Below are 23,811 nucleotides of genomic sequence, written 5' to 3'. Positions count from 1 at the left end.
ATCTCCCAGGCGCTGCAATAACCAATCTGTAAATACCCAGTTTTTTTACTGTCTCGCCCGCGCTGTTTCGTCTTGTCTCTAGACGCCTCTCTTTCCAAGGACTGCCCCATGACCGACCGCCCAGCCCTGCGCTCCCAGCGCCTGAACCAGATCACCCACGCCCCCCACGCCGAGCTGGATGCCCTGGTCAAATCCCATGCGCCGTTCGACAGCCGCGAAAGCTTCGCCCGTTTCGTGGTCGCCCAGTACCTGTTCCAGTCCGAGCTGCAGGCCCTGTACAACGACCCGCAACTGATCGCCATCGTCCCCGACCTGGCCGAGCGCTGCCGTGCCGACCAGGCCCGCCTGGACCTCGCCGATCTCGACACCGAAGTACCCGCAGCCGTGCCAGGTGCCCTGGGTAACCCAAGCCTGGGCGAGGCAATGGGCTGGATCTTCGTCTCCGAAGGCTCCAAACTGGGCGCTGCGTTTCTGATCAAGCGTGCCGTGGCCCTGCAGCTGTCCGACAGTTTCGGCGCCCGCCACCTGGGCGAACCGGCCGGTGGCCGTGCCGAAGGCTGGAAGCAGTTCACCCGCATTCTCGATGGCCTTGAACTGTCGGCCGAAGAGGAAGCCGCTGCCGAACGTGGCGCAGTCGCCGCCTTCGAACGCTTCACCGAACTGCTCAAGCACGCCTATGCTGCAGATGCCGCGCTGGTTTGATACGCCGTAACCGGCCACCCTTTCGGTGGCCGAACCGTTTTATGCAGTGAGACCATGACCCGACCCGCCCGCTCGAAACTCGCCCGCCTGCTGTATGGAGTCCTGGCTTACGTGAGCCTGGGCGTGGGCCTGGTCGCGATTGTGATTCCCGGCCTGCCGACCACCGAGTTCATCCTGCTGGCCGCCTGGGCGGCTACCCGCAGCTCGCCGCGGCTGTCGGCCTGGCTGGAGAGCCACCGGCTGTTCGGCCCGATCCTGTACAACTGGCGCAATGGCAAGGTGATCCAGCGTCGGGCCAAGGTCAGCGCGACCATCAGCATGCTGCTGTGCGCAGGCTTGATGCTGGCCTTCCTGGAACACCGCTGGCCGGTGTTCCTGGCCATCGCCGGCATGGCCCTGGGCAACCTGTGGATCTGGTCGCGCCCGGAGCATGCCTGCCCAGCACCGTCACAAGCTCAACAGCCCTGAATACAGGGCGTAGGCCGCCAGCGCAGCGCCCGCCAGCACGGCAGCGAAAATCAGCTTTTCCCAGGTAGTGAACAACGCCTGGCCCTGCTCATGCTTGGCCCTGGCGAACAGGATCACACCGGGGGCGTACAGCAGCGCCGACAGCAGCAGGTACTTCAGCCCGCCGGCGTACAGCAGCCACACCGCGTACAGCAAGGCAATCAGTGCCACCAGCAGGTCCTTGCGCCGCAGCCCCGGCTGCCCGGCATAGGTTTCTGCGCGCACTGCCAGCAGCACGGCATACGCCGCCGACCACAGGTAGGGCACCAGAATCATCGACGAAGCCAGGTAGATCAGGCTGGTGTAGGTACCGGCCGAGAATAGCGTGATCAGCAGGAAACCCTGGATCATGCAGTTGGTCAGCCACAGGGCATTGGCCGGCACATGGTTGGCGTTTTCCTTGGCCAGGAAGCGTGGCATGGTCTTGTCGCGCGCCGTGGCATAAAGGATCTCCGCACACAGCAACGCCCACGACAGCAAGGCGCCGAGCAGTGAAACCGCCAGGCCGAGGCTGATCAGCAAGGCGCCCCAAGGCCCAACGATATGCTCCAGCACCGAAGCCAGAGACGGGTTCTGCAGCCCAGCCAGCTCCGGCTGGGTCATCACGCCTAGCGACAGCACGTTGACCAGCACCAGCAGCGCCAGCACACCGAGGAACCCGATCACCGTGGCCTTGCCCACGTCCGAGCGGCGCTGGGCACGGCCGGAATACACGCTGGCACCCTCGATGCCGATAAACACGAACACGGTGACCAGCATCATGTTGCGCACCTGGTCCAGTACATTGCCGAACTGCGGGTTGCTCAGGCCCCAGATGTCACGGGTGAAGATGTCGGCGCGGAAGGCGAACGCCGCGATCACCACGAATATCAACAACGGCACCACCTTGGCCACGGTGGTAACCTGGTTGATGAACGCCGCTTCCTTGATGCCGCGCAGCACCAGGAAGTGCACCGCCCACAGCAGCAACGAGGCGCAGCCGATGGCGATTGGCGTGTTGCCTTCGCCGAATATCGGGAAATAGAAGCCCAAGGTGCTGAACAGCAGCACGAAGTAGCCAACGTTGCCCAGCCAGGCACTGATCCAGTAGCCCCAGGCTGAGGAAAAACCCATGTACTCGCCAAAGCCGGCCTTGGCGTAGGCGTACACCCCCGAGTCCAGCTCTGGCTTGCGGTTGGCAAGGGTCTGGAACACGAAGGCCAGCGCCAGCATGCCAACCGCGGTGATGCTCCAGCCGATCAGCACCGCGCCCACATCGGCACGCGCTGCCATGTTCTGCGGCAGCGAGAAGATCCCGCCACCAATCATCGAGCCGACCACCAGCGCGATCAGCGCGCCCAGGCGCAGCTTCTGTCCCGGTTCGCTCATGAGTCCCCCATTTTTTTACGCGCTGTCATACGTTTGAAACAGCCCTGCGAGCCATATAAATGCTGTTACTTATAATGGACCAAGCCATTGAAGCTATAGCAGTCATAACTGCTTTGTCTATGCAGCCCCTGAGTAGAAATTAGCAGCTCCCAGGCAACTAGAAAAGAAACTGATAAAACTCGAAATTCTTGTGAAAAATTTGCGAAAGCGGCAAAAGCGGCTAGCTTCAAGCATCGCAGGCCGAACAGAGCGTTTGCTCTAGAAGGACATGGAGGTGCCAGCGCGCAAGGCCTGCAGCAGAAGCTGTCGGCACTCTCCAGGAGTCACGTGAAGGATTTTTCCTACTTTACGTAGCCAAAAACTGACGCAAGTCAGCCGCTGGCCCAGGCGTCGGATTTACTCTGTCGTCAACTTTCTCCTGGCAGGAGTTGTTAAATGTCTGATTCATCCGGAAAACTAAAACTCGGCGCGTTAGTTGCACTTGTAGTCGGCTCGATGATCGGTGGCGGGATCTTCTCGCTGCCGCAAAACATGGCCGCCAGCGCGGGGGTTGGCGCGGTACTGATCGGTTGGGCCATCACCGCGGTCGGCATGCTGACCCTGGCTTTCGTGTTCCAGACCCTGGCCAACCGCAAGCCTGACCTGGACGGCGGGGTGTATGCCTACGCCAAGGCCGGTTTTGGCGACTACATGGGCTTCTCCTCGGCCTGGGGCTACTGGATCAGTGCCTGGCTGGGTAACGTCGGCTACTTCGTGCTGCTGTTCAGCACCCTGGGCTACTTCTTCCCGATCTTTGGCGAAGGCAACACCCCCGCCGCCATCATTGGCGCGTCGGTGCTGCTGTGGGCAGTGCACTTCCTGGTGTTGCGCGGCATCAAGGAAGCGGCGTTCATCAACCTGGTCACCACCGTGGCCAAAGTGGTGCCGCTGGTACTGTTCGCCCTGATCTGCCTGTTCGCCTTCAAGCTCGACATCTTCACCGCCGACATCTGGGCCGTGGGCACGCCGGACCTTGGCAGCGTGATGAACCAGGTGCGCAACATGATGCTGGTCACCGTATGGGTGTTCATCGGCATCGAAGGCGCAAGCATCTTCTCGTCCCGGGCGGAAAAACGCTCTGACGTGGGTAAGGCCACGGTCATCGGCTTTGTCACCGTGCTGCTGTTCCTGGTGCTGGTCAACGTGCTGTCGCTGGGCATCATGACCCAACCGGAACTGGCCAAGCTACAGAACCCGTCGATGGCCGCCGTGCTTGAGCATGTGGTCGGCCACTGGGGTGCGGTGCTGATCAGCGTCGGCCTGATCATCTCGCTGCTGGGGGCCCTGCTGTCGTGGGTGCTGCTGTGCGCCGAGATCATGTTCGCCGCCGCCAAGGACCACACCATGCCGGAGTTCCTGCGCCGCGAGAACGCCAACCAGGTGCCGGCCAACGCCCTGTGGCTGACCAACGCCATGGTGCAGATCTTCCTGGTGATCACGCTGTTCTCCAGCAGTACCTACCTGTCACTGATCTACCTCGCCACCTCGATGATCCTGGTGCCTTACCTGTGGTCGGCGGCCTACGCCTTCCTGCTGGCACTGCGCAGCGAAACCTACGAACAGGCCCTGGCCGAACGCAAGAAAGACCTGATCATCGGTGGCATCGCACTGTTGTACGCCATCTGGCTGTTGTACGCCGGCGGCGTGAAATACCTGCTGCTCTCGGCCCTGCTCTACGCCCCTGGTGCAATCCTGTTCGCCAAGGCCAAGCGTGAAGTCGGCCAACCCATCTTCACCAACGTGGAAAAACTGATCTTCGCAGCCGTGGTCATCGGCGCCCTGGTGGCAGCCTTTGGCCTGTACGACGGCTTCCTGACCCTTTGACCCACGTTTTCATTCAATTGGAGGAATGAAACCATGTCCGCTGAAAAACAGAAGTACGGTGTCCACTCCGAAGCCGGCAAACTGCGCAAAGTGATGGTTTGCTCGCCGGGCCTGGCGCACAAGCGCCTGACACCGAGCAACTGTGACGAGCTGCTGTTCGACGACGTAATCTGGGTCGACCAGGCCAAGCGCGACCATTTCGACTTCGTCACCAAGATGCGCGAGCGCGGCGTGGATGTGCTGGAGATGCACAACCTGCTGACCGACATCGTGCAGAACAAAGAGGCCCTGAAGTGGATCCTCGACCGCAAGATCACCCCCGACACCGTCGGCGTGGGCCTGACCAACGAAGTGCGCAGCTGGCTCGAAGGCCTTGAGCCGCGCCACCTGGCCGAGTTCCTGATCGGCGGTGTGGCTGGCCAGGACCTGCCGCAGAGCGAAGGTGCCGATGTGGTCAAGATGTACAACGACTACCTGGGCCACTCCAGCTTCATCCTGCCACCGCTGCCCAACACCCAGTTCACCCGCGACACCACCTGCTGGATCTACGGCGGTGTAACGCTGAACCCGATGTACTGGCCGGCGCGCCGCCAGGAAACCCTGCTGACCACCGCCATCTACAAGTTCCACAAGGAGTTCACCGGCGCCGACTTCCAGGTGTGGTACGGCGACCCGGACAAGGACCACGGCAATGCCACCCTCGAAGGCGGCGACGTAATGCCGATCGGCAATGGCATCGTGCTGATCGGCATGGGTGAGCGCACCTCGCGCCAGGCCATCGGCCAACTGGCGCAGAACCTGTTCGCCAAGGGCGCGGTCAAGGAAGTGATCGTCGCCGGCCTGCCGAAGTCCCGCGCCGCCATGCACCTGGACACCGTGTTCAGCTTCTGCGACCGCGACCTGGTCACGGTCTTCCCGGAAGTGGTGAAAGAGATCGTGCCGTTCATCATCCGCCCGGACGAAAGCAAGCCGTACGGCATGGATGTGCGCCGCATCAACAAGTCGTTCATCGAAGTGGTGGGCGAGCAACTGGGGGTCAAGCTGCGCGTGGTCGAGACCGGCGGCAACAGCTTCGCTGCCGAGCGTGAACAGTGGGATGACGGCAACAACGTGGTGGCCATCGAGCCAGGCGTGGTCATCGGCTACGACCGCAACACCTACACCAATACCCTGCTGCGCAAGGCCGGCATCGAGGTCATCACCATCAGCGCCGGCGAACTGGGCCGGGGCCGTGGCGGCGGCCACTGCATGACCTGCCCGATTGTGCGCGACCCGATCGACTACTAACGACCATTGCACCCGGCCGCGCCCACAAAGCGCCGGCCGGGACACTACCGAACTCAAGGAGAAGCGATCATGGCGTTCAACATTCACAACCGCAACCTGCTCAGCCTGGAACACCACACCACGCGCGAGTTGCGCTACCTGCTGGACCTGTCCCGCGACCTCAAGCGCGCCAAGTACACCGGCACCGAGCAGCAGCATCTGAAGGGCAACAACATTGCCTTGATCTTCGAAAAAACCTCCACCCGTACCCGCTGCGCCTTCGAAGTGGCCGCCTATGACCAGGGCGCCAACGTCACCTACATCGACCCCAACTCTTCGCAGATCGGCCACAAGGAAAGCATGAAGGACACCGCCCGCGTGCTCGGGCGCATGTACGACGCCATCGAGTACCGTGGCTTCAAGCAGGAAATCGTCGAAGAGCTGGCCAAGTTCGCTGGCGTGCCGGTGTTCAACGGCCTGACCGACGAGTACCACCCGACCCAGATGATCGCCGACGTGCTGACCATGCGTGAAAACAGCGACAAGCCGCTGCACGACATCAGCTACGCCTACCTGGGCGATGCCCGCAACAACATGGGCAACTCGCTGCTGCTGATCGGCGCCAAGCTCGGCATGGACGTGCGCATCGCAGCGCCCAAGGCGCTGTGGCCGCATGACGACCTGGTCGAGCGCTGCAAGAAATATGCAGAGGAAAGCGGCGCCCGCATCACCCTTACCGAAGACCCGGTTGCCGCGGTCAAGGGTGTGGACTTCGTGCACACCGACGTCTGGGTGTCGATGGGTGAGCCGATCGAAGCCTGGGGCGAGCGCATCAAGCAGCTCAAGCCGTACCAGGTGAATGCGCAGCTGATGAAAGCCACCGGCAACCCGCGGACCAAGTTCATGCACTGCCTGCCGGCGTTCCACAACTCCGAAACCAAGGTAGGCAAGCAGATCGCCGAACAGTACCCGGACCTGGCCAACGGCATCGAAGTGACTGACGACGTGTTCGAATCGCCGGCCTGCATCGCCTTCGAGCAGGCGGAAAACCGCATGCACACGATCAAGGCGATCCTGGTTTCGACCCTGGCTGACCTGTAAGGGCTGACTCGCCAGGCCGGGCGACTACGATCCCCTGTGGGAGCGGGTTCACCCGCGAATTCGTCGGCAGCACCAGCACCTTAACCTGGGCTGACGCCTTCGCGGGTAAACCCGCTCCCACAAGGGGCGGTGATATCCGGTCGAGAGCAGCGCTCCCTTCTTTCGTTAAAGGACATTCCCCATGCGTATCGTTGTTGCATTGGGCGGCAACGCCCTGCTGCGTCGCGGCGAGCCCATGACCGCTGACAACCAGCGCGCCAATATCCGCACCGCCACCGAACAGATCGCCAAGATCCACCCTGGCAACGAGCTGGTCATCGCCCACGGCAACGGCCCGCAAGTTGGCCTGCTGTCGCTGCAGGGCCTGTCCTACAAGCCCGACGAGGCCTACCCGCTGGACGTGCTGGGTGCCGAAACCGAAGGCATGATCGGCTACATGATCGAACAGGAACTGGGTAACCTGCTGGCCTTCGAAGTGCCGTTCGCCACCCTGCTGACCCAAGTGGAAGTAGACGCCAACGACCCCGCCTTCAAAGACCCGACCAAATTCATCGGCCCTGTCTACGCCAAGGAAGAAGCCGAACGCCTGGCCAAGGAAAAGGGCTGGGTGGTCAAGCCAGACGGCGACAAGTACCGCCGCGTGGTAGCCAGCCCGAAACCCAAGCGCATCTTCGAGATCCGCCCGATCAAGTGGCTGCTGGAAAAGAACAGCATCGTGATTTGCGCCGGCGGCGGCGGCATCCCCACCATGTACGATGAAAACCGCAAGCTCAAAGGCATCGAAGCGGTGATCGACAAGGACCTGTGCTCGGCCTTGTTGGCAGAGCAACTGGACGCCGACCTTTTGATAATCGCCACCGACGTCGATGCCGCCTACATTGACTGGGGCAAACCCACGCAAAAAGCCATTGCCCAGGCACACCCCGACGAGCTCGAACGGCTTGGCTTTGCCGCAGGCTCCATGGGGCCCAAGGTGCAAGCGGCCAGTGATTTCGCCCGCAACACCGGCAAAGTGGCGGTAATCAGTTCGCTGGAGAATATTGAAGACATCGTCAAAGGCACAGCCGGCACACGGGTTTCCACCGCCAAGCCGGGGATCAGCTACCGTTGAATGCAGTGGGCGGGCCTATGGTGCCCGCCATTTTCGACCTTCCAAAGGAGCTTGCCATGGCCCAGTACCAACCCGGTCATGTACACATCGAGCGCACCGCGCTGAACAAGAACGACCACAGCTATGACCTGAACATCGAATACGAGGCAGTGTCGGACCCCAAGGAAGGCCGAGGCATTCAGTTCCACATGCATGGCAGCATCGAAGGCAAGGCGGTGGAAGAAAAGTTCTACCTGGCCAAGGATCAAGTGTTGCCCAGTTTCCTCATGCTACTAACCCGCAAGGCCCAGTCGTATCTGGTGCCGCCGAAGAAGTTCGAGAACCTGAGTTCGCCACACAAGCTCTATGACCACATGTTCAAGGACATCCGTGAAAAGCTGGATGTGAAGTCGGGCGACCCGATCAAGCCTGAACATTTGGAATGATTTCAGGATTTTGGGGCTGCTGCGCAGCCCATCGCGACGCAAGGCCGCTCCTACAAGGGATACGCGTTCCCCTGTAGGAGCGGCCTTGCGTCGCGATTGGGCCGCAAAGCGGCCCCGGCGATGTTAAGGCATACTAGCGCCCTCCCCGGCCACCACCTTCACCGTCCCCATGCGCATCCACGTCAGCTTCATCGACCGCGTCGGCATCACCCAGGAAGTCCTCGCCCTGCTCGGTGCCCGCAACCTCAACCTGGACGCCGTGGAGATGGTCCCGCCGAACGTCTACATCGACGCCCCTACCCTCAGCCCCGCCGTGCTCGAAGAACTCCACGACGCGTTGTTCGAAGTGCGCGGCGTGCAATCGGTGGACGTGGTCGACATCCTCCCCGGCCAGCGCCGCCACCTGCAACTCGATGCCCTGCTGGCCGCCATGAGCGACCCGGTGCTGGCCGTGGACAGTGCTGGCAAGGTGCTGCTGGCCAACCCGGCGCTGATCGAGTTGTGCGGTCGCGAATCGGCCGGGCGCTCAGTGGGTGAACTGTTCGGCGACCCGGCACTGCTGCAGGCACTGCTGGACAACAACTTCCACCTGCCCATGCGCGAGATGCAACTGAACGGCCAGAGTTTGCTGCTGGACGCCATGCCAATCACCAACGCCGGTGGCCTGCTGACGCTGTACCCGCCAACGCGCATGGGCGAACGCCTTTCGGCGCTGCACCACGACCATGCCGAAGGCTTCGATGCCTTGCTCGGCGATTCGCCGGCCATCCGTACCCTCAAGGCCCGTGCCCTGCGCGTGGCAACGCTCGATGCACCACTGCTGGTACATGGCGAAACCGGCACCGGCAAAGAACTGGTAGCCCGCGCCTGCCATGCCATCAGCAGCCGCCACGCCGCACCGTTCCTGGCGCTAAACTGCGCCGCACTGCCGGAAAGCCTGGCCGAAAGCGAACTGTTCGGTTACGCCCCCGGCGCCTTCACTGGCGCACAACGGGGTGGCAAACCCGGGCTGATGGAGCTGGCCAACCAGGGTACGGTATTCCTCGATGAAATCGGCGAAATGTCGCCGTACCTGCAGGCCAAGCTGCTGCGCTTTCTCAGCGATGGCAGCTTCCGCCGGGTGGGTGGCGACCGCGAAGTGAAGGTAGATGTGCGCATCATCAGCGCCACCCACCGCGACCTCGAGCGCATGGTCGCCGAAGGCAGCTTCCGCGAAGACCTGTTCTACCGCCTCAACGTGCTCAACCTGCAAGTACCGCCACTGCGCGACCGCGGCCAGGACATCCTGATGCTGGCGCATTTTTTCATGCAGCAAGCCTGTACGCAGATCCAGCGCCCACCCTGCCGGCTGACCCCGGCCACCCATTCGGCACTGCTGGCCAACCCTTGGCCAGGTAACGTGCGCCAGCTGCAGAACGTGATTTTCCGCGCGGCGGCTATCTGCGAGGGCAACCTGGTGGATATTGGTGACCTGGACATCGCCGGCACCTCGGTGGCCCGCGGCCTGGACGGCGAAGTGGCCAGCCTGGAACAGGCTGTAGGCGATTTCGAGCGTGAGCTGTTGCAACGGTTGTATGCCAGCTACCCCTCGACCCGACAACTGGCCGGGCGCCTGCAAACTTCGCACACCGCCATCGCCCAGCGCCTGCGTAAATATGGAATACCGGGTAAAGCCTGATAGTTGTTGTAATAATCCGGTTGTTATTCAGGCTTTTCCTACGCCAGTGAAAGATACTCTCCCACGTATGCCTCGTAGAATGGTGACAGTGTATTCCCACCTGTCACCCCACTTATCCACCGCACAGCGGGAAGTGGTTCGTTTCTGGATATAACGAGAGCACCTGATGTTTGAACTCGATTTTTACGGGACGCTTGTAGCCGCCTCATTAGTACTGTTACTGGGGCGCGGTCTTGTCGCCCGCATTGGTTTCCTGCGCGCCTATAACATCCCGGAACCTGTCGCAGGTGGCCTGGTAGTAGCCGTGGCGCTGCTGGCCTTGCGCAGTTTCGATGTGCATGTGCAGTTCGATACTTCGCTGCAAACACCCCTGATGCTGGCATTTTTCGCCACCATCGGTTTGAGTGCCGACTTCGCCAGCCTTAAAAAAGGTGGCCGTGTGGTGACCGTGTTCCTGCTGGTGGTGACCTGCCTGCTGCTGGTGCAGAACGGCATGGGTATCGGCCTGGCCACAGCATTGGGGCTCGACCCGCTAATGGGCCTGCTGGCCGGCTCGATTACCTTGTCCGGCGGCCACGGCACTGGTGCTGCCTGGGGGGCAACGTTCACCGAGAAGTTTGGCCTGGCCTCGGCCTCGGAGCTGGCGATGGCCTCGGCCACTTTTGGCCTGGTACTCGGTGGCCTGATTGGTGGCCCAGTCGCCCGGCTGCTGATCAAACGGGTAAAAACACCTGGGCTTGAGCAAGAATTGCCGCAACTGCCCAAGGGTTTCGAACAACCCGACAAAGAGCGCCTGATCACCTCGTTTTCATTTGTCGAGACACTGGCACTGATTGCCGTCAGCTTGCTCGCCGGTTCGTTACTTAACGGTTTGTTGAAAGGCACTGCATTTGAGCTGCCAACGTTCGTTTGTGTGTTGTTCGTGGGAGTGTTGTTACGCAACGGCCTTTCGGCGTTCGGCTTTTATCATGTGTTTGAACGGGAAGTTTCGGTACTGGGCAATGTAAGTTTGTCGTTGTTCCTGGCCATCGCCTTGATGTCGCTCAAACTGTGGGACCTGGCAGCATTGGCCTTACCGTTCTTTGTACTGTTGGCCGCACAAACACTGGTCATGGCACTGTTTGCGATCTTCGTGACGTTCCGGGTCATGGGGCGTAACTATGATGCGGCGGTGCTGGCTGCCGGGCACTGTGGTTTTGGCTTGGGCGCTACACCAACAGCCATTGCCAACATGCAAGCGGTGACCCAACGCTATGGCGCCTCGCACATTGCCTTCCTGGTGGTGCCGATGGTGGGCGCGTTCTTCATCGACATCATCAATGTCATCGTGATCAAGTTGTACTTGGCATTGCCCTTGTTTATCCCCGGTTAAGCGATTTCAACCTGTACAGGCGACTGGGCCAATGCAGGATGACATGTATTGATTTGAATACACCGTACCGAAAACGATACACACCCATTCGAATGCGCCTGCACAAGGGTTTGATCCCCAAACCCTTTTCCTTTCTTCGCCCCCTGTATCGATTTCATTCCATCAATAAGTCAAATTGGTTACAAAAAATACTTAAATAACTGATTTATAAAGCTTTTTTATGATTGGCCGCATTTTTGCTAAGGGAATCCTAACCCCAAGAGCGCGGAGCCACCGCGCCCAACGCCCTGCTTCCCGAGGATTCCCCATGAGCGAGTTGCGTTTCACTGAAGATCACGAATGGCTGCGCGTCGAAGCCGATGGCAGCGTCACCGTGGGCATCACCGCCTACGCCCAGAACGCCCTTGGCGATGTGGTTTTCGTGCAACTGCCAGAGTTGCAGCAGTATGAGAAAGGCAGCGAAGCGTCCACCGTCGAATCGGTCAAGGCCGCAAGCGGCGTATACATGCCGCTGACCGGCGAAGTAGTCGAGGTCAACGGCCAGCTTGAAGACAGCCCGGAACTGGTCAACGAAGACCCGATGGGCGAAGGCTGGTTCTTCCGCTTCATCCCTGCCGATGCCAGCGCCGTCGGCGCCCTGCTCGACCAGGACGCCTACGACCGCCTGATCAAAGCCAACGACGACGCCTGAGGAACCCCGCCATGACCATCAACCTCGGCACCGCCAACGAATTCATCGCCCGCCACATCGGCCCACGCGCCGCTGACGAGCAGGCCATGCTCAGCGCACTCGGCTTCGACTCGCTGGAAGCCATGACCGCAGCGGTCATCCCCGACAGCATCAAGGGCACCAGCGTGCTCGGTTCGCACGACGGCCAGAGTGAAGCTGACGCGCTGGCCGCACTCAAAGCCATCGCCGGCAAGAACCAGCTGTTCAAGAGCTACATCGGCCAGGGCTATTACAACACCCACACCCCGGCACCAATCCTGCGCAATCTGCTGGAAAACCCGGCCTGGTATACCGCCTACACCCCGTACCAGCCAGAAATTTCCCAGGGCCGCCTGGAAGCACTGCTGAACTTCCAGACCCTGATCAGCGACCTGACCGGCCTGCCGATCGCCAACGCATCGCTGCTCGACGAAGCTACCGCCGCCGCCGAAGCCATGACCTTCTGCAAGCGCCTGTCGAAGAACAAGGCCAGCCACAGCTTCTTCGCCTCGGTACATTGCCACCCGCAAACCCTCGACGTGCTGCGCACCCGTGCCGAACCGCTGGGTATCGAGATCGTGGTCGGCGACGAGCGCGAACTGAGCGATGTCAGCGCCTTCTTCGGCGCCCTGCTGCAGTACCCGGCCAGCAACGGTGAAGTGTTCGACTACCGCGACCTGGTGCAGCGCTTCCACGCGGCCAACGCCCTGGTCGCCGTGGCCGCCGACCTGCTGGCCCTGACCCTGCTGACCCCACCGGGCGAATTCGACGCCGACGTGGCCATCGGCAGTGCCCAGCGCTTTGGCGTACCACTGGGCTTCGGCGGCCCACACGCGGCCTACTTCGCTACCCGTGACGCGTTCAAGCGCGACATGCCGGGCCGCCTGGTCGGCGTGTCGATCGACCGCTTCGGCAAGACCGCCCTGCGCCTGGCCATGCAAACCCGCGAGCAGCACATCCGCCGCGAAAAGGCCACCAGCAACATTTGTACCGCCCAGGTACTGCTGGCCAACATCGCCAGCATGTTCGCCGTGTACCACGGCCCGGCCGGCCTCAAACGCATTGCCGAACGCACCCATGCCCTGACCGCCATCCTGGCCGCCGGCCTGAAGGTACTGGGCGTTCAAGTAGTGGGCGCCAGCGCCTTCGACACCCTGACCCTGGCCACCGGCACTGCCACCGCCAGCCTGCATGACCAGGCACGTGCCCAAGGCATCAACCTGCGTCAGGTCGATGCCGCCCACCTGGGCCTGTCGCTGGACGAAACCAGCAGCCAGGCGGACGTCGAGGCCCTGTGGCAGCTGTTCACTGGCGACCAGGCCCAGCCTGACTTCGCCGCGCTGGCCGCCAGCACCGGTTCGCTGCTGCCTGCCGCCCTGCTGCGTCAGTCGGCCATCCTCGAACACCCGGTGTTCAACCGCTACCACAGCGAAACCGAGCTGATGCGCTACCTGCGCCGCCTGGCCGACAAGGACCTGGCGCTGGACCGCAGCATGATCCCGCTGGGCTCGTGCACCATGAAGCTGAACGCCGCCAGCGAAATGATCCCGGTCACCTGGGCCGAGTTCGGCAACCTGCACCCGTTCGCCCCGGCCGAGCAAAGCCAGGGCTACCTGCAGATGACCACCGAGCTGGAAGCCATGCTCTGCGCCGCCACCGGCTACGACGCCGTGTCGCTGCAGCCCAACGCCGGCTCCCAGGGCGAGTACGCAGGCCTGCTGGCCATCCGCGCCTACCACCGCAGCCGTGGCGAAGGCCACCGCGACATCTGCCTGATCCCGTCTTCTGCGCACGGTACCAACCCGGCCACCGCGCACATGGCCGGCATGCGCGTGGTGGTCACCGCCTGTGACGCCCGCGGCAACGTCGATGTCGAGGACCTGCGCGCCAAGGCCATCGAGCACCGCGAGCGCCTGGCCGCAATCATGATCACCTACCCGTCGACCCACGGTGTGTTCGAGGAAGCGATCGGCGAAATCTGCGCGATCATCCACGACAACGGTGGCCAGGTGTACATCGACGGCGCCAACATGAACGCCATGGTCGGCCTGTGCGCGCCGGGCAAGTTCGGCGGCGACGTTTCCCACCTGAACCTGCACAAGACCTTCTGCATCCCGCACGGCGGTGGCGGCCCAGGCGTCGGCCCGATTGGCGTCAAGTCGCACCTGGCGCCGTTCCTGCCAGGCCATGCGCAACTGGAAAACACCATCGGTGCGGTGTGCGCCGCGCCGTTCGGCAGCGCCAGCATCCTGCCGATCACCTGGATGTACATCCGCATGATGGGCGGTGCCGGCCTCAAGCGTGCTTCGCAGATGGCGATCCTCAACGCCAACTACATCGCCCGCCGCCTGGAAGAGCACTATCCTGTTCTGTATACCGGTGGTAATGGCTTGGTGGCCCACGAGTGCATCCTCGACCTGCGCCCGCTGAAGGACACCAGCGGCATCAGCGTCGACGACGTGGCCAAGCGCCTGATCGACTTCGGCTTCCACGCCCCGACCATGTCCTTCCCGGTGGCCGGCACGCTGATGATCGAACCGACCGAAAGCGAGTCCAAGGAAGAACTGGACCGCTTCTGCAACGCGATGATCCAGATCCGCGAAGAAATCCGCGCGGTCGAGAACGGTAGCCTGGACAAGGACGACAACCCGCTGAAAAACGCCCCGCACACTGCGGCCGAGCTGGTTGGCGAATGGGCCCATGGCTACAGCCGCGAGCAGGCGGTATACCCGCTGCCAAGCCTGGTGGAAGGCAAGTACTGGCCGCCAGTCGGCCGGGTCGACAACGTGTTCGGCGACCGCAACCTGGTGTGCGCCTGCCCGTCGATCGAGAGCTATCAGGACGCCTGAGGCGCCCTTTAGGAAGCTGGGGCCGCTTTGCGGCCCAATCGCGACGCAAGGCCGCTCCCTCAGGGACCGCGCCGCTCTTTGTGGGAGCGGCCTTGTGTCGCGAAAGGGCTGCGCAGCAGCCCCAAAGATCTTCAGGAGGTACCACCATGTCACTGAGCGTCTTCGACCTGTTCAAGATCGGCATCGGCCCCTCCAGTTCGCACACGGTCGGCCCGATGCGCGCTGCTGCGCGTTTCGCCGAAGGGCTACGCCGTGATGGTCTGCTTGCCCGCACCGCCAGCGTCAAGGCCGAGCTGTATGGCTCGCTGGGCGCCACCGGCAAGGGCCACGGCAGCGACAAGGCCGTGCTGCTGGGCCTTGAAGGCGAACACCCCGACATCGTCGATACCAACACCATCCCCGCCCGCCTGCAGGCCATCCGCGACAGCGGCCGCATCAACCTGCTGGGCGAGCACAGCATTGCCTTTATCGAAAAGCAGCACCTGGCAATGATCCGCAAGCCCCTGGATTACCACCCCAACGGCATGATCTTCCGCGCCTTCGATGACGCCGGCCTGCAAATCCGTAGCCGCGAGTACTACTCGGTGGGCGGCGGCTTCGTGGTCGACGAGGACGCCGCCGGCCACGACCGCATCGTCGAGGACAGCACGGCGCTGGCCTACCCGTTCAAGACCGCCAAGGAACTGCTCGGCCACTGCACCGCACAAAACCTCACGGTGAGCCAGGTGATGCTGGCCAACGAGGCGGCCTGGCGCCCGGAGGCCGAAACCCGCGCCGGGCTGCTGCGCATCTGGCAGGTGATGCAGGATTGCGTCGAAGCCGGCTGCCAGCATGAAGGCATCCTCCCGGGCGGGCTCAAGGTCAAACGCCGGGCGCCAGCCCTGCACCGGCAGCTGAGCCGCCACCCGGAGGCCAGCCTGCGCGATGCCCTGTCAGTGCTCGACTGGGTCAACCTCTACGCCCTGGCGGTGAATGAGGAGAACGCCAACGGCGGGCGTGTGGTCACCGCCCCCACCAACGGCGCGGCAGGCATCGTCCCGGCGGTACTGCACTACTACATGCGCTTCGTACCGGGCGCCAGCGAGGACGGGGTGGTGCGCTTTCTGCTCACTGCCGCGGCCATCGGCATCCTGTACAAGGAAAACGCCTCCATTTCCGGCGCCGAAGTGGGCTGCCAGGGCGAGGTCGGCGTGGCCTGCTCGATGGCTGCCGGGGCGCTGTGCGAAGTCATGGGCGGCAGCGTGCAGCAGGTGGAAAACGCCGCCGAAATCGGCATGGAACATAACCTGGGCCTGACCTGCGACCCGATCGGCGGGTTGGTCCAGGTGCCTTGCATCGAGCGCAACGCCATGGGCTCGGTGAAGGCGATCAACGCGGTGCGCATGGCCTTGCGCGGCGACGGGCAGCACTACGTGTCGCTCGACAAGGTTATCCGCACCATGCGCCAGACCGGCGCCGACATGAAAAGCAAATACAAAGAGACCGCCCGTGGCGGCCTGGCCGTCAACATCATCGAATGTTGACCCTACAACAACAGCAAGGAGTCACCGATGTCCGAAACACTGCTCAAGACCCCACTGCATGCCCTGCACCTGGAACTGGGTGCGCGCATGGTGCCGTTCGCCGGCTACGACATGCCGGTGCAGTACCCGTTGGGCGTGCTCAAGGAACACCTGCACACCCGCGAGCAGGCCGGCCTGTTCGATGTCTCGCACATGGGCCAGATCACCCTGCGTGGCAGCGATGCCGCCAAGGCCCTGGAAAGCCTGGTGCCGGTGGACATCATCGACCTGCCGGTGGGCATGCAGCGCTACGCCATGTTCACCAATGAACAAGGCGGCATCCTCGACGACCTGATGGTTGCCAACCTGGGCGACGACACCCTGTTCCTGGTGGTGAACGCCGCCTGCAAGGACCAGGACCTGGCCCACCTGCAAGCGCACATCGGCAGCCGTTGCGAAGTACAGCCACTGTTCGAGCAACGCGCCCTGCTGGCCCTGCAAGGCCCGGCAGCGGTCAAGGTGCTGGAGCGCCTGGCCCCGGAAGTGGCCGGCATGACCTTCATGCAGTTCCGCCCGGTGAAACTGCTGGGTGAAGACTGCTTCGTCAGCCGCTCGGGCTACACCGGCGAAGACGGCTACGAAATTTCGGTACCTGTGCACGCTGCCGAAGCCCTGGCCCGCCGCCTGCTGGCCGAGCCCGAAGTGCAGCCGATCGGCCTGGGTGCGCGCGACTCGCTGCGCCTGGAAGCCGGCCTGTGCCTGTACGGCCACGACATGAACACCGAGACCACCCCGATCGAAGCGAGCCTGCTGTGGGCGATTTCCAAGGTGCGCCGCGCCGATGGCGCACGTGCTGCCGGCTTCCCGGGCGCCGAGGCCATCTTCGCCCACCAGCGCGATGGCGTAGCGCGCAAACGTGTCGGCCTGTTGCCGCAGGAACGTACGCCAGTACGTGAAGGCGCGGATATTGTCGACGCAAACAATAAACCGGTAGGTAAAGTGTGCAGCGGCGGCTTTGGCCCGACACTCGGTGCACCTGTAGCAATGGGTTATATCGATAGTGAACATGCTGCACTCGACACGGCACTGTTTGCTGTGGTGCGGGGCAAGAAGGTTGCCTTGAAAGTCAGCAAAATGCCTTTCGTGGCACAACGTTACTACCGTGGCTGAAACTGCTTTGTGAAGGTTGCAGGCAGGTTCGACATATTCGTTTTCGAACCTGTCCAATAACTTTTGAACATGGCGCCAGGCCAGGCGCCATGCCGTTTCCGACAAATCGGTCGGTTATCGGCAAGCGGCCGATTTTCCATACGACCAAGGGCTTGTTTTTCTCTCGGGAGTTGGCGTAGAGTCACTGCACTGTGTTTGCATGGGTCGCAACAGTTCGTGACCTGGGCCAGTAGCCGCAATTTGCTACAACCCGATTGACGTCTCTTACTTTCCTGCAACCCAGCCCAGTAATCTTTTGCTTACAAACAGTGCAAAAGAAACTGTCATCAAAATTTAAGCTTCATAGGAAATAAGACAATGGCTGAGCGTCAGAACGGTACCGTCAAGTGGTTCAATGACGAAAAAGGTTACGGCTTCATCACCCCAGAAAGCGGTGCTGATCTGTTCGTGCACTTCCGCGCTATTGAAGGCAACGGCTTCAAGAGCCTGAAAGAAGGCCAGAAGGTCACCTTCGAAGCAGTTCAGGGCCAGAAAGGCCTGCAGGCTGACAAGGTTCAGGTCGTCGCCTAAGCGAATACCAGACACCAAAAGCCCCTGCCAAGTGCAGGGGCTTTTTTTTGCCCGTAGAATAGCGGCTTCGTCTTCTGGAGCCGTCCTGCATGTCCAAGCCTCTGCTCACACCCCAGGGTGATTTTCCGCCGGTCGGCCTGGGCCGGCGCCTGGCGGCGATGTTCTATGACTTTTTGTTGTGCACGGCGCTACTGATCGTTACCGCTGGCGCCTACAAGATGATCCAGATGGCGATCATCGGCGAAGCACGCATGCGTGAGCTGACCGAGGCCGGCGCGCTGGATGGCGACCCGCTGTTATCGACGGTATTGCTGTTTGCCTTGTTTGGCTTCTTTGCCAAGTTCTGGACCCATGGCGGGCAGACCCTGGGTATGCAGGTGTGGGGCGTGCGGGTGCAGAACGCCGATGGCTCGGCCATCAGCCTGTGGCAGGCGCTGTTGCGCTTTGTAGTGTCGATTGCTTCGTGGTTGTGCCTGGGGTTGGGTTTTTTCTGGGTGCTGATCGACAAGCGCAAGCGTGGTTGGCATGACATCTATTCGGAAAGCCAGCTGGTGCGGGTGCCGAAGCAGAAGAAATGAGCCGAGAGTTGTACCGCCTGTGCCGGCCTCTTCGCGGCGGTTCGGCGCACCGATGAACCCGCGAAGAGGCCGGCACAGGTTTACGCCCACAAAAAAGCCGACCCTGAGGTCGGCTTTTTTGTGCAGCTCAGGCCATCAACCTGCCCGGCGCAACAGCCACAAACCTGCCAGCGCACAGATGCCTGCCGGGATCACCACCGCCAGCAGCGGCGGGAAGCCAAACACCTGGCTCGAAGGCCCGAGCAGGTCCTGGCCGATGCGGAACACGAAGCCCACCAGCACACCGGTGAACACGCGTTGACCAAGGGTCACCGAGCGCAGCGGGCCAAAGATGAACGAGATCGCCATCAGCACCAGCGCCGCAGTTACCATCGGCTGCAGCACTTTGGTCCAGAACGCCAGCCAGTAACGGGCATTGTTCAGGCCCTGGTCGGACAGGTAGTGGATGTAGTCCCACAACCCGGTAATCGACAGCGACTCCGGCGCCAGGATCACGGTATTGAGCAGTTCTGGCGTGAGCGAAACATCCCAGCGTTCCTCCGGGGTATTGACCACTTCGGTATGGTCGCCACGGAAGTAGGTGGTGCGCACATCGGCGAGCAGCCAGTGGTCTTGCTGGTATTGCGCACGGCGGGCGAAGCTTGAAGTGACAATCTTGCGCTCGCTGTCGAAGCGGTAGCGGGTCACGCCCAGCAGCAGGCCGTTGGGCTGCACGGCGTTGATGTGCACGTACTCCTCGCCCTGGCGGTGCCACATGCCGCGCTTGGAGCTTTGCGCTTCACCGCCACCCTGGGCCAGGGAACGGTCGGCCTGGGCCTTGTTCTCGGTCACCGGTGCCACATATTCGCCAATCAGCAGGCCGACCAGCATCAGCACCAGCATCGGCTTCATCACCGCCCAGACAATGCGGCCGATGGAAACCCCGGCAGCGCGCATGATGGTCAGCTCGCTGCTGCTGGCCAGGCTGCCCAGGCCAATCAGGCAGCCAATCAATGCAGCCATAGGCAGCATTTCATACAACCGGCGTGGTGCGGTCAGCAGGACGAAGTTGCCTGCTTCCATCACCGTGTAGGTGTCGCTCAGGTCGCTCATCTCATCGATGAAGGCGAACAGCGAGGCCAGGCCGAGAATGATCCCCAGCACGGCCACGATGGCCAGCAGCACGCTCTGGCCAATGTAGCGGTCGAGCTTACCCATGGGCCACCTCCGCACGGCGAGCGGCACGCTTGAGGCGCAGCGGCTCCCAGTACATCAGGCCCAGGCCGATCAGCAGGAACAGGCCGTGGACCCACCACATGCCCAGGGCGATCGGCAGTTTGCCCTTCTCAAGGGCGCCGCGTGCAGAAATCAACATTGTCAGGTAGGCCATGTACAGGAGAATTGCCGGCAGCAGCTTGAGGAAGCGGCCCTGGCGCGGGTTGACCCGGGACAGCGGCACCGCCAGCAGGGTGACGACGAACACCAGGATCGGCAGCGACAGCCGCCATTGCAGCTCGGCGCGCTCGCGCAGGCCCTTCTTGCCGAACAGTTCGGAAGTAGGGATGGCTTCGCGATCGGTCACTTCCTCGGCGACTTCCGGCTTGGGCAGCAGCACACCGTAGGTATCGTACTTGATGGCACGGTAGTCGGCCTGGCCTGGGTTGCCGTCGTAACGGTAGCCGTTCTCCAGTACCAGGTAGCGGTTGCCGTCGGCCTGGATTTCCTGGTGGCCTTTTTCGGCAACCAGCACCGACGGGGCGCGGTCCTTGGTCTTGTCCTGGTTGAAGCGCTTCTCGGAGATGAACACCCCGCCCAGGTTGATGCGGTCGTCCGACAGCTCTTCGGTGTAGGTCACCCGCGAGCCGTCACGCAGGGTCTGGAAGCGGCCCGGCACCAGGGTGTCGAACTCGGTCAGGGCGTCCTGTTGGGCGATGATCTGCTGCACCTGGGCCACACCCAGCGGCGCCAGGCTCAGGCTCAGCCAGGCTACCAGCAGGGCGACCAGGGCGGCCGGCGCCATGGTCAGGCCCAGCAGGCGCTGCTGGCTCATGCCAGTGGCCGAGAGCACGGTCATCTCGCTTTCCAGGTACAACCGCCCGTACGCCAGGAGAATGCCGAGGAACAGCCCCAGGGGCAGGATCAGTTGCAGGAAGCCCGGCATGCGGAAGCCCATGATCAGGAACAGCACGCTCGGGTCGAGCACGCCCTGGGCAGCCTGGGCCAGGTACTTGATGAAGCGCCCGCTCATGATGATCACCAGCAGCACAGCGCTGACGGCGCTCAAGGTCACCAGGACCTCGCGGGACAGATAACGAAAGACGATCAAACCAGACACTCCTGGGTTGTCAGGGCGGACTGCCAATCAATGGCGCCAAACAATGACTTAGTACATCCAAGACCAATGCCGGTTCGCCAAAGGCGAACCTCCATGTAAAGTGCGCGCATTATCCTGTGATTGACCGCCCCTGTCACTTGGCCGCGCATGAAGGTGCAATACGGGGTTGTCAGCACGCTTGCCGCAGGCTCAAACTGGCAGCTTTTCCGCTGGCGCGCGACTACGCGGCCAGGCCCGTCCAGAGCGCTGGAGCACACAGCGCCATTCGTATCGATCATTCGGGGATCCTGACATGGAACTGGTTGTAAAAAGCGTAGCTGCTGCATCCGTAAAAACCGCCACCCTGGTCATTCCGGTAGGTGAAAGCCGCAAGCTTGGCGCCGTTGCCAAGGCCGTCGACCTGGCCAGCGAAGGTGCCATCAGCGCCGTGCTCAAGCGCGGTGACCTGGCCGGTAAACCGGGCCAGACCCTGCTGCTGCAAAACCTCCCAGGCCTGAAGGCCGAGCGCGTACTGCTGGTGGGTAGCGGCAAGGACGAAGCCCTGGGCGACCGCGCCTGGCGCAAACTGGTCGCCAGCGTCGCCGGCGTGCTCAAGGGCCTGAACGGCGCCGACGCAGTGCTGGCCCTGGACGATATCGCAGTCAGCAACCGCGACGCCCATTACGGCAAGTACCGCCTGCTGGCCGAAACCCTGCTCGATGGCGAATACGTGTTCGACCGGTTCAAGAGCCAGAAGGCCGAGCCGCGCGCCCTGAAGAAAGTCACCCTGCTGGCCGACAAGGCTGGCCAGGCCGAGGTCGAGCGCGCCGTCAAGCACGCCAGCGCCATCGCCACCGGCATGGCGTTCACCCGCGACCTTGGCAACCTGCCGCCGAACCTGTGCCACCCAAGCTTCCTGGCCGAACAGGCCAAGGACCTGGGCAAGGCACACAAGGGCCTGAAAGTCGAAGTACTGGACGAGAAGAAAATCAAGGACCTGGGCATGGGCGCTTTCTACGCCGTGGGCCAGGGCAGCGACCAGCCGCCACGCCTGATCGTGCTCAACTACCAGGGCGGCAAGAAGGCTGACAAGCCGTTCGTACTGGTGGGCAAGGGCATCACCTTCGACACCGGTGGCATCAGCCTCAAGCCAGGCGCCGGCATGGACGAAATGAAGTACGACATGTGCGGCGCCGCCAGCGTGTTCGGTACCCTGCGTGCGGTGCTGGAGCTGCAACTGCCGATCAACCTGGTGTGCCTGCTGGCTTGCGCCGAAAACATGCCGAGCGGTGGCGCCACCCGCCCGGGTGACATCGTCACCACCATGAGCGGGCAAACCGTCGAAATCCTCAACACCGACGCCGAAGGCCGCCTGGTGCTGTGCGACACCCTGACCTACGCCGAGCGCTTCAAGCCGCAGGCGGTGATCGACATCGCCACCCTGACCGGCGCCTGCATCGTTGCCCTGGGCAGCCACACTTCCGGCCTGATGGGCAACAACGACGACCTGGTCGGCCAGTTGCTCGACGCCGGCAAGCGCGCCGACGACCGCGCCTGGCAGCTGCCGCTGTTCGATGAATACCAGGAGCAGCTGGACAGCCCGTTCGCCGACATGGGCAACATCGGCGGGCCGAAGGCCGGCACCATCACCGCCGGTTGCTTCCTGTCGCGCTTCGCCAAGGCCTACAACTGGGCACACATGGACATCGCCGGTACCGCATGGGTCAGCGGTGGCAAGGACAAGGGCGCCACTGGCCGCCCGGTACCTCTGCTGACCCAGTACCTGCTGGACCGCGCTGGCGCCTGATGCCGTGACGCCGGTGGTGCCTTGCGCACCACCGGCCGGCGATTCCCACCATGAGCAAAGTCGACTTCTATATTTTGCCCACCGACTCGCTGTCGGCGCGGCTCGATTTCGCCTGCAAGCTGTGCGAAAAGGCCTGGCGCCTCGGCCACCGGGTCTATCTGCACTGCCAGGATGCCGAACAGCGCAGCGAGTTGGACCAACGCTTGTGGCGCTTCAAGGGCGAGGCGTTCGTGCCCCACGACCTGGCCGAGGCGCATGCCGATGCCGGCGTGGCCCTGGGCCTGGCTGACAATGCGGGCGAGCACCGCGACTTGCTGATAAACCTGGGCGCCAGCGTGCCGGGCTTTGTCGGCCAGTTCGAGCGGGTGGCCGAAATCGTCGTCGAGGAGCCTGGCATTCGCCAATCGGCCCGAGAGCGATTCCGTTTCTACCGTGAACAGGGCTATGCTCTGCAAGACCACCGCTTACAGCGACTTTGACGACGATGGACAAGCCCTCCCCCCTGCCCGACTCCGCCCATCTGCTCGATGACCTCGAGTCGATCCGCCAGTTACTTGGCGACGCCGACCTGCAACCGCCGCTGCTGACCGAAACGGTGGAGCAGATCCCGTTGTTGCTGGAAGAAGCACACGGCAACCCTGCAACTGCTGCCGAACCGCTAACCGCCGGGCCCGAAGACGACCCACAGACCCGCCGCCAGGACACCCTGCTGCACCTGGAAAGCGAGTTGCGCGCGGCGGCGCAAATGATCATGCAAGACGTGATCAACGACTTCACCCCGCATATCGAGAACGAGATCAAGCGCCGGCTGGACGCGCGGATCGAGCGGCTGATCAAGCGTTCCGAGTAAGCCAGAAGAATCGGCGGCGCCTGCTTCGCGGGTAAACCCGCTCCCACAGGATCAGCACAGGCCTGAAGGCACTGCTGCACCTGTGGGAGC

Annotated in this window: 21 protein-coding genes; 18 read left to right on the top strand and 3 right to left on the bottom strand. The window is 62.5% G+C overall.

The window, feature by feature from the left end:
* The first annotated feature begins 108 nt into the window (after nucleotides 1–108).
* Nucleotides 109–702: a biliverdin-producing heme oxygenase gene (locus tag ABE456_RS14145; protein WP_346644465.1), complete on the top strand. Its 594-nt coding sequence runs from the start codon at nucleotides 109–111 to the stop codon at nucleotides 700–702.
* 54 nt (nucleotides 703–756) lie between these two features.
* A complete protein-coding gene (locus ABE456_RS14140) occupies nucleotides 757–1,170 on the top strand; it encodes a YbaN family protein (RefSeq protein WP_346644464.1) in 414 nt (137 codons plus the stop codon).
* On the opposite strand, the gene arcD (ABE456_RS14135) is transcribed toward ABE456_RS14140, so the two are convergent.
* Nucleotides 1,150–2,577: an arginine-ornithine antiporter gene (arcD, locus tag ABE456_RS14135; protein WP_346644463.1), complete on the bottom strand. Its 1,428-nt coding sequence runs from the start codon at nucleotides 2,575–2,577 to the stop codon at nucleotides 1,150–1,152. The two genes, ABE456_RS14140 and arcD (ABE456_RS14135), sit on opposite strands and share 21 nt — an antisense overlap.
* A 435-nt stretch (nucleotides 2,578–3,012) precedes the next feature.
* On the opposite strand from arcD (ABE456_RS14135), the gene arcD (ABE456_RS14130) reads away from it, so the two are divergent.
* From arcD (ABE456_RS14130) to ABE456_RS14070, 13 genes are all read left to right on the top strand, one after another.
* Nucleotides 3,013–4,440 carry an arginine-ornithine antiporter gene (gene arcD / locus ABE456_RS14130; RefSeq protein ID WP_346644462.1) on the top strand — a complete coding sequence of 476 codons (1,428 nt, stop codon included), beginning with the start codon at nucleotides 3,013–3,015 and terminating at the stop codon, nucleotides 4,438–4,440.
* Between the two features lie 33 nt (nucleotides 4,441–4,473).
* Nucleotides 4,474–5,727: an arginine deiminase gene (gene arcA / locus ABE456_RS14125; protein ID WP_346644461.1), complete on the top strand. Its 1,254-nt coding sequence runs from the start codon at nucleotides 4,474–4,476 to the stop codon at nucleotides 5,725–5,727.
* A 69-nt stretch (nucleotides 5,728–5,796) separates the two neighbouring features.
* Nucleotides 5,797–6,807 (top strand): ornithine carbamoyltransferase, encoded by a 1,011-nt coding sequence (locus tag ABE456_RS14120; RefSeq protein ID WP_346644460.1) that lies wholly within the window; start codon nucleotides 5,797–5,799, stop codon nucleotides 6,805–6,807.
* Between the two features lie 181 nt (nucleotides 6,808–6,988).
* Nucleotides 6,989–7,918, top strand: a complete 930-nt coding sequence (gene arcC, locus ABE456_RS14115) for a carbamate kinase (RefSeq protein ID WP_346644459.1) — start codon at nucleotides 6,989–6,991, stop codon at nucleotides 7,916–7,918.
* Nucleotides 7,919–7,974: 56 nt separating this feature from the next.
* A complete protein-coding gene (locus ABE456_RS14110; protein ID WP_346644458.1) occupies nucleotides 7,975–8,343 on the top strand; it encodes a DUF5064 family protein in 369 nt (122 codons plus the stop codon).
* 169 nt (nucleotides 8,344–8,512) lie between these two features.
* Nucleotides 8,513–10,021, top strand: a complete 1,509-nt coding sequence (locus ABE456_RS14105) for a sigma-54-dependent transcriptional regulator (protein WP_346644457.1) — start codon at nucleotides 8,513–8,515, stop codon at nucleotides 10,019–10,021.
* A 166-nt stretch (nucleotides 10,022–10,187) separates the two neighbouring features.
* Nucleotides 10,188–11,393, top strand: coding sequence for a sodium/glutamate symporter (gene gltS, locus ABE456_RS14100; protein ID WP_346644456.1), 1,206 nt, complete (start codon nucleotides 10,188–10,190; stop codon nucleotides 11,391–11,393).
* A gap of 307 nt (nucleotides 11,394–11,700) precedes the next feature.
* Nucleotides 11,701–12,084 carry a glycine cleavage system protein GcvH gene (gcvH, locus tag ABE456_RS14095; RefSeq protein ID WP_346644455.1) on the top strand — a complete coding sequence of 128 codons (384 nt, stop codon included), beginning with the start codon at nucleotides 11,701–11,703 and terminating at the stop codon, nucleotides 12,082–12,084.
* Between the two features lie 11 nt (nucleotides 12,085–12,095).
* Nucleotides 12,096–14,951, top strand: coding sequence for an aminomethyl-transferring glycine dehydrogenase (gcvP, locus tag ABE456_RS14090; RefSeq protein ID WP_346644454.1), 2,856 nt, complete (start codon nucleotides 12,096–12,098; stop codon nucleotides 14,949–14,951).
* Nucleotides 14,952–15,097: 146 nt separating this feature from the next.
* Entirely contained in the window at nucleotides 15,098–16,474 is a 1,377-nt protein-coding gene (locus tag ABE456_RS14085; protein ID WP_346644453.1) for an L-serine ammonia-lyase, read from the top strand.
* Nucleotides 16,475–16,501: 27 nt separating this feature from the next.
* On the top strand, nucleotides 16,502–17,623 hold the full coding sequence (gene gcvT, locus ABE456_RS14080) for a glycine cleavage system aminomethyltransferase GcvT (protein WP_346644452.1): 1,122 nt from the start codon (nucleotides 16,502–16,504) through the stop codon (nucleotides 17,621–17,623).
* 357 nt (nucleotides 17,624–17,980) lie between these two features.
* Nucleotides 17,981–18,193: a cold-shock protein gene (locus ABE456_RS14075; protein WP_050704121.1), complete on the top strand. Its 213-nt coding sequence runs from the start codon at nucleotides 17,981–17,983 to the stop codon at nucleotides 18,191–18,193.
* An 89-nt stretch (nucleotides 18,194–18,282) separates the two neighbouring features.
* Nucleotides 18,283–18,771, top strand: a complete 489-nt coding sequence (locus tag ABE456_RS14070; RefSeq protein WP_009687037.1) for an RDD family protein — start codon at nucleotides 18,283–18,285, stop codon at nucleotides 18,769–18,771.
* A 135-nt stretch (nucleotides 18,772–18,906) separates the two neighbouring features.
* On the opposite strand, the gene lptG is transcribed toward ABE456_RS14070, so the two are convergent.
* Both lptG and lptF read right to left on the bottom strand, forming a co-directional pair.
* Entirely contained in the window at nucleotides 18,907–19,968 is a 1,062-nt protein-coding gene (gene lptG, locus ABE456_RS14065) for an LPS export ABC transporter permease LptG (protein WP_346644451.1), read from the bottom strand.
* A complete protein-coding gene (gene lptF / locus ABE456_RS14060; RefSeq protein ID WP_346644450.1) occupies nucleotides 19,961–21,076 on the bottom strand; it encodes an LPS export ABC transporter permease LptF in 1,116 nt (371 codons plus the stop codon). Before lptF ends, lptG begins: the two co-directional genes overlap by 8 nt.
* A 301-nt stretch (nucleotides 21,077–21,377) precedes the next feature.
* Between lptF and ABE456_RS14055 the strand changes: the two genes are divergently transcribed.
* From ABE456_RS14055 to ABE456_RS14045, 3 genes are read left to right on the top strand one after another with little or no spacing between them, the layout of a single operon-like run.
* Nucleotides 21,378–22,871, top strand: a complete 1,494-nt coding sequence (locus tag ABE456_RS14055; RefSeq protein WP_346644449.1) for a leucyl aminopeptidase — start codon at nucleotides 21,378–21,380, stop codon at nucleotides 22,869–22,871.
* A 50-nt stretch (nucleotides 22,872–22,921) separates the two neighbouring features.
* Nucleotides 22,922–23,350 carry a DNA polymerase III subunit chi gene (locus ABE456_RS14050; protein ID WP_346644448.1) on the top strand — a complete coding sequence of 143 codons (429 nt, stop codon included), beginning with the start codon at nucleotides 22,922–22,924 and terminating at the stop codon, nucleotides 23,348–23,350.
* A gap of 5 nt (nucleotides 23,351–23,355) precedes the next feature.
* On the top strand, nucleotides 23,356–23,721 hold the full coding sequence (locus ABE456_RS14045; RefSeq protein ID WP_346644447.1) for a DNA polymerase III subunit chi: 366 nt from the start codon (nucleotides 23,356–23,358) through the stop codon (nucleotides 23,719–23,721).
* Nucleotides 23,722–23,811: the final 90 nt, after the last annotated feature.

The sequence above is a fragment of the Pseudomonas sp. TWI929 genome (assembly GCF_039673335.1).
Classification (GTDB): domain Bacteria; phylum Pseudomonadota; class Gammaproteobacteria; order Pseudomonadales; family Pseudomonadaceae; genus Aquipseudomonas.
The sequence above is the reverse complement of the archived record's forward strand: the minus strand, read 5'-3'. Positions and strand labels throughout refer to the sequence as shown.

What these genes read in the sequence shown, in the direction of transcription:
- gcvT (WP_346644452.1), top strand. Translation starts at nt 16,502, where the DNA reads ATGTCCGAAACACTGCTCAAGACCCCACTGCATGCCCTGCACCTGGAA.
- arcC (WP_346644459.1), top strand. Translation starts at nt 6,989, where the DNA reads ATGCGTATCGTTGTTGCATTGGGCGGCAACGCCCTGCTGCGTCGCGGC.
- ABE456_RS14050 (WP_346644448.1), top strand. Translation starts at nt 22,922, where the DNA reads ATGAGCAAAGTCGACTTCTATATTTTGCCCACCGACTCGCTGTCGGCG.
- ABE456_RS14105 (WP_346644457.1), top strand. Translation starts at nt 8,513, where the DNA reads ATGCGCATCCACGTCAGCTTCATCGACCGCGTCGGCATCACCCAGGAA.
- ABE456_RS14075 (WP_050704121.1), top strand. Translation starts at nt 17,981, where the DNA reads ATGGCTGAGCGTCAGAACGGTACCGTCAAGTGGTTCAATGACGAAAAA.
- ABE456_RS14120 (WP_346644460.1), top strand. Translation starts at nt 5,797, where the DNA reads ATGGCGTTCAACATTCACAACCGCAACCTGCTCAGCCTGGAACACCAC.
- ABE456_RS14085 (WP_346644453.1), top strand. Translation starts at nt 15,098, where the DNA reads ATGTCACTGAGCGTCTTCGACCTGTTCAAGATCGGCATCGGCCCCTCC.
- ABE456_RS14055 (WP_346644449.1), top strand. Translation starts at nt 21,378, where the DNA reads ATGGAACTGGTTGTAAAAAGCGTAGCTGCTGCATCCGTAAAAACCGCC.
- ABE456_RS14110 (WP_346644458.1), top strand. Translation starts at nt 7,975, where the DNA reads ATGGCCCAGTACCAACCCGGTCATGTACACATCGAGCGCACCGCGCTG.
- lptG (WP_346644451.1), bottom strand. Translation starts at nt 19,968, where the DNA reads ATGGGTAAGCTCGACCGCTACATTGGCCAGAGCGTGCTGCTGGCCATC.
- ABE456_RS14145 (WP_346644465.1), top strand. Translation starts at nt 109, where the DNA reads ATGACCGACCGCCCAGCCCTGCGCTCCCAGCGCCTGAACCAGATCACC.
- arcD (WP_346644462.1), top strand. Translation starts at nt 3,013, where the DNA reads ATGTCTGATTCATCCGGAAAACTAAAACTCGGCGCGTTAGTTGCACTT.
- gcvP (WP_346644454.1), top strand. Translation starts at nt 12,096, where the DNA reads ATGACCATCAACCTCGGCACCGCCAACGAATTCATCGCCCGCCACATC.
- arcD (WP_346644463.1), bottom strand. Translation starts at nt 2,577, where the DNA reads ATGAGCGAACCGGGACAGAAGCTGCGCCTGGGCGCGCTGATCGCGCTG.
- ABE456_RS14140 (WP_346644464.1), top strand. Translation starts at nt 757, where the DNA reads ATGACCCGACCCGCCCGCTCGAAACTCGCCCGCCTGCTGTATGGAGTC.
- arcA (WP_346644461.1), top strand. Translation starts at nt 4,474, where the DNA reads ATGTCCGCTGAAAAACAGAAGTACGGTGTCCACTCCGAAGCCGGCAAA.
- gltS (WP_346644456.1), top strand. Translation starts at nt 10,188, where the DNA reads ATGTTTGAACTCGATTTTTACGGGACGCTTGTAGCCGCCTCATTAGTA.
- ABE456_RS14045 (WP_346644447.1), top strand. Translation starts at nt 23,356, where the DNA reads ATGGACAAGCCCTCCCCCCTGCCCGACTCCGCCCATCTGCTCGATGAC.
- gcvH (WP_346644455.1), top strand. Translation starts at nt 11,701, where the DNA reads ATGAGCGAGTTGCGTTTCACTGAAGATCACGAATGGCTGCGCGTCGAA.
- ABE456_RS14070 (WP_009687037.1), top strand. Translation starts at nt 18,283, where the DNA reads ATGTCCAAGCCTCTGCTCACACCCCAGGGTGATTTTCCGCCGGTCGGC.